The 13,016-nt window shown below is 73.7% G+C and carries 9 protein-coding genes; 5 read left to right on the top strand and 4 right to left on the bottom strand.

All coding sequences use genetic code 11. The features are described 5' to 3' along the window. Positions 1 to 3 precede the first annotated feature (3 nt). On the top strand, positions 4 to 1,359 hold the full coding sequence (locus tag HCN56_RS17830) for an aminotransferase class V-fold PLP-dependent enzyme (protein ID WP_167972349.1): 1,356 nt from the start codon (positions 4 to 6) through the stop codon (positions 1,357 to 1,359). Between the two features lie 127 nt (positions 1,360 to 1,486). Here the strand turns inward: HCN56_RS17830 and HCN56_RS17825 are convergent, their stop codons facing one another. The 3 genes from HCN56_RS17825 to HCN56_RS17815 form a co-directional block, all read right to left on the bottom strand. Continuing rightward, positions 1,487 to 2,368, bottom strand: a complete 882-nt coding sequence (locus tag HCN56_RS17825; RefSeq protein WP_167972347.1) for an Fpg/Nei family DNA glycosylase — start codon at positions 2,366 to 2,368, stop codon at positions 1,487 to 1,489. After that, entirely contained in the window at positions 2,368 to 2,853 is a 486-nt protein-coding gene (locus tag HCN56_RS17820; protein ID WP_167972345.1) for a ribose-5-phosphate isomerase, read from the bottom strand. The genes HCN56_RS17825 and HCN56_RS17820 overlap by 1 nt, the downstream gene beginning before the upstream one ends. A gap of 120 nt (positions 2,854 to 2,973) precedes the next feature. Continuing rightward, complete coding sequence (locus HCN56_RS17815; RefSeq protein ID WP_167972343.1) at positions 2,974 to 3,576, bottom strand: biotin transporter BioY; 603 nt, start codon at positions 3,574 to 3,576, stop codon at positions 2,974 to 2,976. 251 nt (positions 3,577 to 3,827) lie between these two features. Between HCN56_RS17815 and HCN56_RS17810 the strand changes: the two genes are divergently transcribed. Then, a complete protein-coding gene (locus HCN56_RS17810) occupies positions 3,828 to 4,469 on the top strand; it encodes a superoxide dismutase (RefSeq protein WP_167972341.1) in 642 nt (213 codons plus the stop codon). A 133-nt stretch (positions 4,470 to 4,602) separates the two neighbouring features. Here the strand turns inward: HCN56_RS17810 and HCN56_RS17805 are convergent, their stop codons facing one another. Beyond that, complete coding sequence (locus tag HCN56_RS17805; RefSeq protein WP_167972339.1) at positions 4,603 to 5,238, bottom strand: mycothiol-dependent nitroreductase Rv2466c family protein; 636 nt, start codon at positions 5,236 to 5,238, stop codon at positions 4,603 to 4,605. A gap of 239 nt (positions 5,239 to 5,477) precedes the next feature. Here HCN56_RS17805 and pepN point away from each other — a divergent pair, with 239 nt between their 5' ends. The 3 genes from pepN to HCN56_RS17790 all read left to right on the top strand — a co-directional run bounded on the left by pepN (position 5,478) and on the right by HCN56_RS17790 (position 12,989). Further along, entirely contained in the window at positions 5,478 to 8,102 is a 2,625-nt protein-coding gene (gene pepN, locus HCN56_RS17800; protein WP_167972337.1) for an aminopeptidase N, read from the top strand. Positions 8,103 to 8,333: 231 nt separating this feature from the next. Further along, positions 8,334 to 9,332, top strand: coding sequence for a hypothetical protein (locus HCN56_RS17795; RefSeq protein WP_167972335.1), 999 nt, complete (start codon positions 8,334 to 8,336; stop codon positions 9,330 to 9,332). A 330-nt stretch (positions 9,333 to 9,662) separates the two neighbouring features. After that, on the top strand, positions 9,663 to 12,989 hold the full coding sequence (locus HCN56_RS17790; protein ID WP_167972333.1) for a S8 family serine peptidase: 3,327 nt from the start codon (positions 9,663 to 9,665) through the stop codon (positions 12,987 to 12,989). Positions 12,990 to 13,016 lie beyond the last annotated feature (27 nt).

Genomic DNA, 13,016 nt, shown 5'->3' with positions numbered 1-13,016 from the left:
GCCGTGGCCTGCGGCACCCCGGCCGCCGCAGACGCCGCTGCCGCCGCCGTCACGCCGGACGCGGAGCCGGACGCCTGTCCGCCGCCGCCGCTCGCGGTGCTCGGGGACGACGTCCGGGCGCCGTTGACCGGCGGCGGGGAGGCCCCGTACGCCGCGCTCGACCTGGCGGCCAGCGCGCCGGCGGCGCGCGCCGTCCAGGAGGCGGTCGTCGCCTACCTGCCGCAGTACGGCAGCGTGCACCGGGGCGCGGGCCACCTCTCCCGGCTCTCCACCGAGCTGTTCGAGCGGGACCGCCGGGATGTGGCGGCGTTCCTCGGCTGCCGCCCGGACGACCAGGTGGTCTTCACCCGGTCCACGACCGACTCGCTCAACCTGCTGGCGGCCGCGCTGCCGGCCGACTGCACGGTGCTGGTCTTCGAGACCGAGCACCACGCGGCGCTGCTGCCGTGGGAGCACCGCGGCCACCGCGTCGTGACACTGCCCGCCCCCGCCTCGCCGGGCGACGCGGTGGCGGTCGCCGCCGCGGCGCTGCGGGAGCTGCCCGCCGGGCGGCCCGCGCTGCTGTGCGTGACCGGCGCCTCCAACGTGACCGGCGAGCTGTGGCCGGTGGCCGAACTCGCCGAGGTGGCGCGGGAGTACGGCGCCCGTACGGTGCTGGACGCCGCGCAGCTGGTGCCGCACCGTGCGGTGGATGTCGCGGAACTCGGCGTCGACTGGGTGGCGTTCTCCGGCCACAAGGTCTACGCGCCGTTCGGTGCCGGGGTGCTGGCGGGGCGCGCCGACTGGTTGGACGCCGCCGAGCCGTACCTGGCGGGCGGCGGCGCCTCGCTGCGGGTGGACGGCGGCGCGGTCGACGGGCTGGTGCCGGTGTGGCAGCAGGGCCCGGCGCGGCACGAGGCCGGTTCGCCCAATGTCGTCGGGGTGCACGCGCTGGCGGCGGCGTGCCGCGCGCTGTCCGAGGTCGGGTACGCGGCGGTGACCGCGCACGAGCAGGCGCTGCTGCGGCGGCTGCGGCAGGGGCTGGCGTCGGTGCCGGCCATCCGTGAACTGTCGCTGTTCGGGCCCGGGGCGGAACGGGTCGCGGTGGTGTCGTTCGTGGTGGAGGGCCACGACAGCGCGGAGTTCGCGCGGCGGCTGTCGGACGAGTTCGGCATCGGTGTGCGGGCCGGGTTGTTCTGCGCGCACCCGCTGCTGCGGAGTCTGCTGGCCGAGGGCGACGCGGCGGTGCCGGGCCCGGAGGCGGGGGGCTGCGACGACGCGCCGGTGCAGGCCGTCCGGGTCAGCTTCGGTGCGGGGACGCCGGTGGAGCACGTGGACCGGCTGGTGTCGGCGGTGCGGCGGCTGACCGACGGCGGCTGACCCGGCACGGCGCCGGGGGCCGGGACAGCTCCGGGGGCGGGACGGCTCAGGGGCGGGACAGCGCCCCGGCCCCGGGGCGCGCGGACACCGGCGCACGCTCCGGGGGCACGCCCGGGGCTCCCCGGGCTCAGCTGCGGCGGGAGCCCGCCTCGGCCGCCGGGGCGTGCGCCGGCTGGCAGGTGGGGCACCAGAACAGGTTGCGCCCGAACATCTCCGCGGTGCGCACCGGCGTGCCGCAGATCAGGCACGTGCGGTGCGCGCGCCGGTAGACGTAGACCTCACCCCCGTGGCCGTCGACCCGCGGCTCGCGGTTCATCGCCTCGGGGGTGTGCTCGGGCCGCACGGTGTCGATGCGCTTGGCGGCGACCCCGGCGGCCATCAGCTCGGTGAGGTCCCGCCACATCTCGTCCCAGGTCCGCCGGGGCAGCAGCTTGGCCGGCAGGTAGGGGTCCACCCCGTGGCGGAACAGCACCTCCGCGCGGTAGATGTTGCCCACCCCGGCGATGATCTTCTGGTCCAGGAGCAGCGCGCCGACCGCCACCGAGCTGCGGGCGAGTCGCTCGTAGGCGACGGCGGGGTCGCCGTCCTCGCGCAGCGGGTCGGGGCCCAGCCGCTGGTGGAGCTGCTGCTTCTCGCCGCGGGTGATGAGCTCACAGGTGTTGGGGCCGCGGAGGTCCGCGTAGTGCCCCTCGTCGGTGAGGCGCAGCCGTATCTGGCCGCGCGGCGGCGGTGCCTCGCCGTCACGGACGGTGAACTTGCCGTAGAGACCCAGGTGAATGTGGACCCACCGGGTGCCGGCGGGGCCCGCACCGGCGCCGCCGGGCCTGGCCGCGTCGAAACCGAGGAAGAGGTGCTTGCCGTGCGCCTCGGTCCCCGTCATGCGGTGCCCGTCCACCAGGGCCGCGCTGTCGGCGAAGCGGCCCTGCGGACTCGACGCCGACACCACCGCACCGGTGAACCGGGCGTGCAGGTCGGCGGCGAGCCGGTGGATCGTGTGTCCCTCGGGCATCAGCCCTGCGGGTGGTGGGCGGGAACGGGCGGCAGCACGCCGTCGTTCTCGTAGGCGGTCAGCATGTCGATGCGGCGGGTGTGCCGGTCCTCGTCGGAGTAGGGGGTGGCGAGGAAGGCCGCGACGAGGGCGGTGGCCTCGTCCAGGCTGTGCATCCGGGCGCCGACGGCGACGACGTTGGCGTTGTTGTGCTGGCGGCCCAGCCGGGCGGTCTCCTCGCTCCAGGCGAGGGCGCAGCGCACGCCGCGGACCTTGTTGGCGGCGATGGCCTCGCCGTTGCCGGAGCCGCCGATGACGACACCGAGCGCCTCGGGGTCGGCGGCGGTGCGCTCAGCGGCGCGCAGGCAGAACGGCGGGTAGTCGTCGAGTGCGTCGTAGATGTGCGGGCCGCAGTCGACGGGCTCGTGACCGTTTCGGGTCAGCCAGTCCGCCAGGTGGTTCTTGAGTTCGTAGCCGGCGTGGTCGGAGCCGAGGTAGACGCGCATGGCAACGAGTCTGACACGACCGCCCGCCCGGTCCTGCCCCGGGCGGGCGCCGGGACGGACGGGGCGGGCGGTCGTGGTAGGGCCGGTCGGGCCGCTCGGGCGCGGCCGGCCGGCTTCCGGTCAGCTGTCGCGGCGGCCCAGCAGCTTCCAGACGGCGGGCACGGCGCCCATCGCCAGCGCGGCCTTGAGGGCGTCGCCGATGAGGAAGGGGACGAGGCCGGCGGCCATCGCCTCGGTGGCGGACATGCCGGTCGACAGGGCCAGGTAGGGCACGCCGACGGCGTAGATGGAGAGGCTGCCGGCGGCCATGGTGCCGGCGGTGCGCAGCGGGGTGCGGTCCCCACCGCGGCGGGCGAGGTTCCCGACGACCAGCGCGGCGAGCAGGAAGCCGAGGACGTAGCCGAGGCTGGGGAAGGCGTAGCCGGCGGTGCCGTCGGTGAACCACGGCATGCCGGCCATGCCGACGGCCAGGTAGAGCAGCATGGACAGCAGGGCCCGCATGGGGCCGAACGCGAGGGCGACCAGCAGGACCGCGAAGGTCTGGCCGGTGACGGGGACGGGCGAACCGGGCACGGGCAGCGCGACCTGCGCGGCGACGCCGGTGAGAACGGCACCGCCCACGACGAGGGCGACGTCGCGGACACGGGTGCTCGGGACGGAACGCGCCGGCAGCAGGTCCGCGAGGACCGCGCCCGGCCGGGTGGCGACAGCGGCTGTACTCATACGAGTCTCCTGGCTCGGTAGGACGGGAATACCCACTAAAGCAGGCAGTCGTACGAGTGGTCTTCGGCGAGCGGCGACAACAGACCGGGCCGGGATTCATAGGGTCGGCTGTTGCCCTGACACGGTGTTCACCCCCCGGTCGGCCGCCGTGGGGTCGCGCGGTCGGTGGAGATCATTACTGTTAGCCTTCCGGGGCAAGCGATACGCATAAAAGGCACGCTGCGCATGAACGCCGTCGAAGGGTTACCGACATGGCTGTCTACTCTCTCCCTGAGCTCCCCTATGACTACGTGGCTCTCGAGCCCGTCATCAGCGGCGAGATCATCGAGCTGCACCACGACAAGCACCACGCCGCTTATGTGAAGGGCGCCAACGACACCCTTGAGCAGCTCGAGGAGGCGCGCGCCACCGACAGCTGGGGCAACATCAACGGCCTGGAGAAGAACCTCGCGTTCCACCTCTCCGGCCATATCCTGCACTCCATTTACTGGCAGAACATGACCGGTGACGGCGGCGGCGAGCCGCTGGAGAAGGACGGCACCGGGGAGCTGGCCGACGCGATCGCCGAGTCCTTCGGTTCGTTCGCGCGTTTCAAGGCGCAGCTGTCCAAGGCCTCCGCCACCACCCAGGGCTCCGGCTGGGGCGTGCTGGCGTTCGAGCCGGTCAGCGGTCGCCTCGTCGTCGAGCAGGTCTACGACCACCAGGGCAACGTCGGCCAGGGCTCGGTCCCGATCCTGGTCTTCGACGCCTGGGAGCACGCCTTCTACCTGCAGTACCGCAACCAGAAGGTCGACTTCGTCGAGGCGATGTGGCGCGTGGTGAACTGGCAGGACGTCGCTGCCCGCTACACCGCCGCCAAGCAGCGCGCGAACACCCTGCTGCTGGCGCCGTGACCGCCGCCGGCCCGCCCCCGTGAGGGGAGAACGGGCCGGTGCAGCGGTACAGCGGTACGAAAGGGGCCCGGTGGGCCGCCCGTGAGGGCGCGCCACCGGGCCCCTTCGCGGCTGCGCCGCGGCCCGGGGTGCGTCAGTCGAAGACGGGGCCCTGGGTCCGGGTGCGCTTCAGCTCGTAGAAGCCGGGGGTGGAGGCGACGAGCAGGGTGCCGTCCCACAGCCGTGCGGCGGCCTCCCCGCGCGGCGCGGGGGTGACGACGGGTCCGAAGAAGGCGACCTGGTCGCCGTCGGGGCCGGGGACGGCGATGACCGGGGTGCCGACGTCCTGGCCGACGAGGTCGATGCCGGCGCTGTGGGAGGCGCGCAGCGCCTCGTCGTACTCCTCGCTGTCGGCGGCGGCGGCGAGCTCGGCGGGCAGCTCGGCGTCGGCGAGGGCGCCGGTGATCGCGGCGGTGAAGTCCTTCTCGCCGCCGGGGTGGATGCGGGTACCGATGGCGGTGTAGTAGCGGGCGAGCGCCTCCTGGCCGTGGGCCTGGTCGACGGCGATCGCGACCCGGACCGGGCCCCAGCCCTCGGCCATCAGGGTGCGGTACTTCTCGGGCAGTTCCTCGCGGTTCTCGTTGAGGACCGACAGGCTCATGACGTTCCAGCGGACCTTCACCGGACGGACCTTCTCCACCTCCAGCATCCAGCGGGAGGTCATCCACGCCCACGGGCACATGGGGTCGAACCAGAAGTCGGCGGTCACGGGGGTGGTGCGCTCGGACATGCGGGGCCCTCCTCGGGCGGACGGTGACGTCGGGTGGACAACGTACGGGCCAACGTGCCGGGGCGCGCGGGCATTCCGTCCCACGGGGGCGCGCCTGCGCCCCCGGAGCCGCGCGGGGCGGCCCGCGGGCCGTACCGTGTGTCCTGATCCGGCCGCTGCCGAGCCGGTCCCGCCCCGTGACCGAGCGCCCGCGCGCGGGGCCGGGGCGGCGGCCACCGCCTAGACGAGGGAGCCGAGCCGTGCCAGGAGAGAACCTGACCCGCGAGGAGGCGCGTGAGCGTGCCCGCCTGCTGACCGTTCACGGGTACCAGGTCTCGCTGGACCTGCGCTCGGCGACGGAGCCGCCGCCGGCGTCCGGTCCGCGCACCTTCCGCTCCACGACGACCATCCGGTTCTCGTGCGCCGAGCCGGGCGCGGACAGCTTCGCCGACCTGGTGGCGCCGCACGTCCACTCCGTCACCCTCAACGGGGAACCGCTCAACGCGGACCGCGTCTTCGACGGGACGCGGGTGCGGCTGCCGTCGCTCGCCGAGGAGAACGAGCTGGTGGTGGACGCCCGGTGCGCCTTCAGCCGGACCGGCGAGGGGATGCACCACTTCACCGACCCGGAGGACGGCGAGGTGTACCTGTACACGCAGTACGAGCCGGCCGACGCCCGCCGGGTCTTCGCCACCTTCGAGCAGCCGGACCTGAAGGCGCCGTTCGACTTCTCGGTGACCGCGCCCTCGCACTGGACGGTGCTGTCGAACGGCGCCGAGACCGGTCGGCGGGAGCTGGCCGACGGCTCGGGCGCCACGCGAACCTTCGCGACGACGCGGCCGATCTCCACCTACATCACGACGGTGCTGGCCGGCCCGTACCACCACGAGACGGACCACTGGTCCCGGCAGCTGCCCGACGGTTCGACGCTGGAGGTGCCGCTGGGCGCGCTGTGCCGCAAGGGTCTGGCACCGCACTTCGACGCGGCGGAGATCTTCGACACCACCAAGCGCGGCCTGGACTTCTTCCACGACCACTTCGGCTTCCCGTACCCGTTCGGCAAGTACGACCAGGCGTTCGTGCCGGAGTACAACCTGGGCGCCATGGAGAACCCGGGGTGCGTCACCTTCACGGAGGAGTACGTCTTCCGGGGGCGCACCACCGACGCGGCGTACCAGGGCCGGGCCAACACGCTGCTCCACGAGATGGCGCACATGTGGTTCGGCGACCTGGTCACCATGGAGTGGTGGGACGACCTGTGGCTGAAGGAGTCGTTCGCCGACTTCATGGGGGCGTTCTCGCTGGTGGAGTCGACCCGGTTCAGCAGCGGGTGGATCACCTTCGCCAACCGCCGCAAGGCGTGGGCGTACCGCGCGGACCAGCTGCCGTCGACCCACCCGGTCACCGCGGACATCCGCGACCTGGAGGACGCCAAGCTCAACTTCGACGGCATCACCTACGCCAAGGGCGCCTCGGTGCTCAAGCAGCTGGTGGCGTACGTGGGGCGGGACGCCTTCCTGGAGGGGGCGCGCCGGTACTTCCAGCGCCACGCCTGGGGCAACACCACCCTGGCGGACCTGCTGTCGGTGCTGGAGGAGGTCTCGGGGCGCGACATGGCGGGCTGGGCGAAATCCTGGCTGCAGACCTCCGGCGTCAACACCCTCACCCCGCAGGTGGTGTGCGACGCCGAGGGCCGGGTGACGGAGCTGTCGGTGCTCCAGGAGCCGCCAGTCCCGGCGGAGCGTGCGCTGCCCGCGGCCCGCGGCGAGGAGCTGCGTCCGCACCGGGTCGCCGTCGGCCTGTACCGGCGCGACCCGGCCGACGGGGCGCTGCGCCGGTACGCGCAGTGCGAGACGGACGTCTCCGGGGTGCGCAGCGCGGTGCCGGAGCTGGTGGGCGCGGAACGGCCCGACCTGGTGCTGGTCAACGACGAGGACCTGACGTTCTGCAAGACGCGGTTCGACGAGCGGTCGCTGGCGACGCTGCGCGACCACCTCGGCGACGTCGAGGACCCGCTGGCGCGGGCGCTGTGCTGGTCGGCGGTGTGGAACCTCACGCGCGACGGGCTGATGCCGGCGACGGACTTCCTCACGCTGGTCCGCCGGTTCGCCGGGCGCGAGTCGGAGATCGGGGTGCTCCAGATGGTGCACGCCTGGGCCGAGTCGGCGCTGCACCACTACAGCGCGCCGGAGCGGCAGGGGTCGGCCGCCGCGGAGCTGGCGCAGTCGGCGCTCACGGAGCTGCGGCGGGCGGAGCCGGGCAGTGACCAGCAGTTGGCCTGGGCGCGGTTCCTCGCCCGAGTGGCCTCGGCCCCGGCCGAGCTCCAGCTGCTGGCGTCGCTGCTCGACGGCTCGGGCGAGGTCCCCGGGCTGGCGGTGGACCAGGAGCTGCGCTGGCGGTTCCTGCTGACGCTCGCGTCGGCGGGCCGGGCCGACGCGGCCCGCCTCGACGAGGAGCTGGCCCGGGACAGCACCGCCTCGGGCGCACGGCACCACACGCGCGCGCTCACCGCGCGGCCCGACGCGGAGGTGAAGGCGCGTGCGTGGCAGGTGGCGGTGGAGGGTGACACGCTCTCCAACGCGCTGCTGGAGGCGACGATCGAGGGGTTCGCCCGGCCGGGCCAGGCCGCGTTGCAGGCGCCGTACGCGCAGCGGTACTTCGAGGTGATCGGCCGGGTGTGGGCCGAGCGGTCGATCGAGACGGGGATGTCGGTGGTGCGCGGGCTGTTCCCGGACGCGCAGGGCCGTCCGGCACTGGACGCGGCCGACGCCTGGCTCGACGGCAACCCGGAGGCGCCGCCGGCGCTGCGTCGCCTGGTGCTGGAGGCGCGGGACGACCTGGCGCGCGGGTTGCGGGGCCGGGAGCGGGACGCCGCGGGGCGCTGAGCCGCTGCCCGGCGCGGGCCGGTCGTCGCACGGGGTGCGGTGGCCGGCCCGCGGCGAGTCCGACCCGCCGCGGCGCGCTGGGCGAGGCACCCGGCGCCGGGCCGGGAGCGGCCCCGTGACCGGTGTGTCCTCGGCGCACCGGCCTCGCCACTTGAGACCCGTTGTGTCCCGGTTCTTCGACAGGCGTGTAACGGAGGTGACGGACCGTGCAGCAATGGGCATCACCGAGCCATGACTCACGACGCTTCGCTCTCGCACCGTCCGCACCGGCTGCCCGCCGACGCCTGGCACCGGGTCATGACGCTGCGGGATCTGCACGCGCACGGGGTGAGCGCCGCCGAGGCCCGGCGGCGCAGCGCGCCGGGCGGCGACTGGCAGCAGCCCGCGCCGGGGGTGTTCCTGCTGCACGACGCGGCGCCGCGCGGGGAGGAACTCCTGCTGGCCGCGCGGCGCTACGCGGAGGCCGAGGGCGGCGCCGAGGCCGGGGAGCAGCCGGCGCTGCTGACGGGGATGTCGGCGCTGGCGCTGTACGGCTTCCGGTCGGCGCCGCGGCCCGCGCTGCTGGACCGGGCGGACCTGCTGGTGCCGCACGCGTCGCCGTTGGCGGCGACGGGCCGGGTCGGGGTCACCCGCTGCGGTCGGCTGCCGCGGCCGGTGGCGGTCGACGGTTTCGCGCTGGCACCGCCGACCTGGGCGGTCGCCGACGCGGTGGCCCCGCCGACGGACCCGGCTGTGGTGCGGGAGGTGCTGGTGGAGGCGGTGACCAGCGGGCGGTGCGACGCCGCCGCGGTGGTGCGGGAGTTGGGCCGGGCGCGGTTGCGCGCGCTGCCCCACGTGGACGCGGCGATCGGTGCGATGGTGGCGGCGGGCCGCCGGGTGGCGGAGGACCGGCTGCTGGCCCTGGTCCGCGACGGCGGGCTGCCCGATCCGCTGTGGAACGTGCGGCTGCGGCTGCCCGGTGGCCCGCAGTTGGGGTCGGTGGACGCCTACTGGCCGGATCACGCGGTCGCGGTGCGGCTGGACACGCGGACCGCCCGGCGTGACGCGGCGGTGGAGCGGGTGGCGCGGGAGCGGCGGGAGGCGCTGGAGCGCCTGGGGGTGGCGGTGGTGTCGATGACGCCGCGGCAGGTCGCGGAGGAGCCGGGGCTGCGTGCGTCGATGGTGCGGACGGCGCTGCTGGCGGCGACCACCCGGCCGCCGGCCGCCTACGTGACGGTGCTGCCCCGCTGACCGGCACGTCCGCGGGGCCCTGAGCGCGGCGCCGGGACCCGACCGGGGCGGGGGCCCTGCGGGGAGCCGCCGGCGGACGAGCGCCCCGGCGGCTCCGGCGTCGGCGGCGGACGGGGGGGCGGCGCATCGGGGGGGCGCACAGGGCACGCCGGGCGCACACCCCGCTTTTCAAGATCAACAATTGCGCCGAGGGGAGTCCCTATCGCCCGAGTTAGGGCGGGAAAAGCGCGCGCGTCGTCATCTCATTCTTACAACATTCCCTCAACCGGCCCCACTCGTGGACCATTTCCGTATGCTTACCGGCCATCCCCACCCGGATAGCGAACAAGGATGGCCATGACCCGAACAGCCCCGTTCATATCCTCTACACCACCGGGCGTGAGACGCATATCCCGAGCAGCCCTGGCGGTCGGCGTCGTCGCCGCCGTCGCAGCGGGCGGCGTCAGCCCTGCCTTCGCGGCCGAGGAGACCAGCCCCCTCGCCGTGCCGGACAAGCCGTTCGAGCAGCTCGACGACAAGTTCGGCGCCGAGGACGCCACGCGTCTCGCGGAGGCGAAGACCGCCGGCGAGGAGCACGTGACCGTGCTGATCGCCACGGAGCCCGGTGAGACCGCCGGTGTCGTCGCGGAACTGGAGGCCGTCGCAGGCGCCTCCGTCGGGTACCACGAGGACAGCATCGGCTATGTGCGGGCGACACTCCCCACCGGATCGGCCGAGTCCGCCATCGCATCGGCCACCAAGAACTCCGCGGTCCACGCGGTCGACCTCAACGAGGAGATCGAACTCCCCGACCCCAAGGTCGACACCGCCGGTTCGCAGACCGCGCGCACCAACTCCACCTATCCGGGCCCCGACGCCTCCACGCCGGCGAAGAACCCGTACAACCCCTCCCACGAGATCGGCGCCGTCGACTTCGTGAAGAAGAACCCGCGCGCCGACGGCCGCGGGATCACCATCGGTGTCATCGACACCGGCGTCGACCTGATGCACCCCGCGCTCCAGGAGACCACCACCGGCGAGCGCAAGATCGTGGACTCGGTCACCGCGACCGACCCGATCGTCGACAACGACCGCACCTGGCGGCCGATGGTCACCGAGGTCTCCGGCCCGTCCTTCCAGTTCGACGGCCGCACCTACACCGCCCCCGAGGGCGACTACCTGGTCGCGCTGTTCGAGGAGTCCGCCACCCGCGGCGGCGAGATGAACGGCGACCTCGACCGGGACGGCCGCACCGACGGCAGCTGGGCGCTGCTGTACGACGCGGAGGCGGGCACCGTCATCGTCGACCTCGACGACGACGGCGACTTCACCAACGACAAGGTGATGAAGCCCTACAAGGAGAACTTCGACTTCGGGCTGTTCGGTGAGGACAACCCCGACACCCCGGTGGCCGAGGCCATCCCGTTCGTGGTGGAGATCCGCGAGGACGTCCCCATGGACCCCTACGGCGGTGACTGGATCGGCGAGACCGCCGACTTCGTCAACATCGGCATCGTCTCCGGTGCCCACGGCACCCACGTCGCCGGCATCACCGCGGCCAACGGCCTGTTCGGCGGCGCGATGGACGGCGCCGCCCCCGGCGCCAAGGTCGTCTCCTCCCGCGCCTGCGTCTTCGGCGGCGGCTGCACCGCGACCGCGCTGACCGAGGGCATGATCGACCTCGTCGTCAACCGCGGCGTCGACATCGTCAACATGTCGATCGGAGGCCTGCCCGCGCTCAACGACGGCAACAACGCCCGCGCGCGGCTGTACGCCGAGCTGATCGACACCTACGGCGTCCAGCTCATCATCTCCGCCGGCAACAGCGGCCCCGGCGCCAACACCGTCGGCGACCCCTCCGTCGCCGACAAGGTCATCAGCGTCGGCGCCGCGGTCTCCAAGGAGACCTGGGCCGCCAACTACGGCTCCTCGGTGGAGAACCCCTACGCGCTCTTCCCGTTCTCCTCGCGCGGCCCGCGCTCCGACGGCGGGTTCAAGCCCGACATCGTCGGCCCCGGCGCCGCCGTGAACACCATCCCGACCTGGCAGGCCGGCTCCGGCGTGCCCGAGGCCGGCTGGACCCTGCCCGCCGGGTACGGCATGCTCAACGGCACCTCGATGTCCGCCCCGCAGGTCGCCGGCGCCTCCGCGCTGCTGCTCTCCGCGGGCAAGCAGTGGGGCATCAAGGTCACCCCCTCCAAGCTGCGCGCCGCCCTCCTCGGCAGCGCCAAGCCGGTCAAGGGCCTGCAGGCCTACCAGCAGGGCTCCGGTCTGATGGACACCGTCGCCGCCTGGCGCCACATCGTCCTGCCGACCGAGCCGTACCAGTACGACGTGAAGGCGCCCGTCAGCCACGCGCTGTCGGAGTTCCTCGCCACCCCGCACACAGGCACCGGCATCTACGACCGTGAGACCGGCCCCGCGGTGGGCAAGAGCAAGACCTACGACGTCACCTTCACCCGCACCTCCGGCCCCAAGCACCCGGTACTGCACCAGGTGAAGCTGGAGCAGAACGTCGACAAGACGTTCCGCCTCCGCGGCCTGGGCGTCGTGCTGATGCCGCTGAACAAGCCGGTGACCGTCAAGGTCGAGGCCAAGCCCGGTGCCACCGGCATCCACAGCGCCATCGTCTCGGTGCACGACTTCCGCACCCTGGGCTCCAGCCACCGCGCGCTGGCCACCGTCGTCGTCCCGGAGGAGCTGTCCTCCCCCGAGTACGCGCACACCGCCCAGGGCACCGTCCCCCGCAACAACCCCGAGTCGCACTTCGTGCGGGTCCCCGAGGGCGCCGAGTCCTTCGAGATCCGCATCGGCGACCTCGCCGAGAACAGCCAGACCCGCTGGCTGACCATCAGCCCGTGGGGCATGCCCATGGACGAGCAGGCGGTGTTCTCCTGCTACAACAACTTCTCCGACCCGCGGAACACCTGCCGTCCCGACCTGCGCTCGTACGCCGACCCGATGCCGGGCGTCTACGAGCTGGCCGTGGACGCGCGCCGCACCTCCCCGACGGCGGCCAACCCCTACACGCTGACCGCCACCGCGCTCGGCGCCTCCTTCGACCCGGCGGTGCAGACCGTCGAGGAGGCCACCGCGGGTGAGCCCGTGGCCGTGGAGTGGGACGTCACCAACGGCTTCGCCGACATCACCGGCACCCTCGCCGGCGGCGAGCTGGGCTCCGCCAAGTCCGACCGCCCGTCCATCGCGGACAACGAGCGGGTGACGCTCAGCACCGTCGAGATCGGTGCCGGCGTCTCCTCGTTCGAGGCGGTCATCGGCTCGCCGTCCGACGCCGCCGCCGACCTGGACCTGTACGTCTACCGCAACGGGACGCTGGTGGGCTCCGGCGCCACCGGCGGCTCGGAGGAGCGGGTGCGGCTCGCCGCCCCCGCGCCCGGCACGTACACCGTCGAGGTGCACGCCTACGCGACGCCGGCCGGCACCACCGAGTACGACTACCGGGACGTGTTCTACAGCCCGGAGCTCGGCACCGTCACCGTCGACGAGGACGCCGTCGTCGAGCTCGCCGGCGGCGACACCGCGACCGTGGGTGCCGAGGTCACCCCCGGTTCCGGCGCTCCCGAGGGACGTGAGTTCTTCGGCGAGGTCCGGCTGCTGAACGAGCGCGGCACCGCCACCGGTACCGGCAACGTCCGCATCCTGTCGGTCGTCGGCTGACACCCGCACCACCCGCCGCGACAGCGG

It is taken from the genome of Streptomyces lonarensis (assembly GCF_012033735.1).
In the GTDB taxonomy this organism is placed as follows: Bacteria; Actinomycetota; Actinomycetes; order Streptomycetales; family Streptomycetaceae; genus Streptomyces; species Streptomyces lonarensis.
This window is presented reverse-complemented; position numbering and strand designations above follow the sequence as displayed.

Excerpts from the sequence above, each read along its gene's own strand:
- HCN56_RS17825 (WP_167972347.1), bottom strand. The coding sequence starts at position 2,368 with ATGCCCGAGGGACACACGATCCACCGGCTCGCCGCCGACCTGCACGCC.
- HCN56_RS17820 (WP_167972345.1), bottom strand. The coding sequence starts at position 2,853 with ATGCGCGTCTACCTCGGCTCCGACCACGCCGGCTACGAACTCAAGAAC.
- HCN56_RS17815 (WP_167972343.1), bottom strand. The coding sequence starts at position 3,576 with ATGAGTACAGCCGCTGTCGCCACCCGGCCGGGCGCGGTCCTCGCGGAC.
- HCN56_RS17810 (WP_167972341.1), top strand. The coding sequence starts at position 3,828 with ATGGCTGTCTACTCTCTCCCTGAGCTCCCCTATGACTACGTGGCTCTC.
- HCN56_RS17805 (WP_167972339.1), bottom strand. The coding sequence starts at position 5,238 with ATGTCCGAGCGCACCACCCCCGTGACCGCCGACTTCTGGTTCGACCCC.
- HCN56_RS17795 (WP_167972335.1), top strand. The coding sequence starts at position 8,334 with ATGACTCACGACGCTTCGCTCTCGCACCGTCCGCACCGGCTGCCCGCC.
- HCN56_RS17790 (WP_167972333.1), top strand. The coding sequence starts at position 9,663 with ATGGCCATGACCCGAACAGCCCCGTTCATATCCTCTACACCACCGGGC.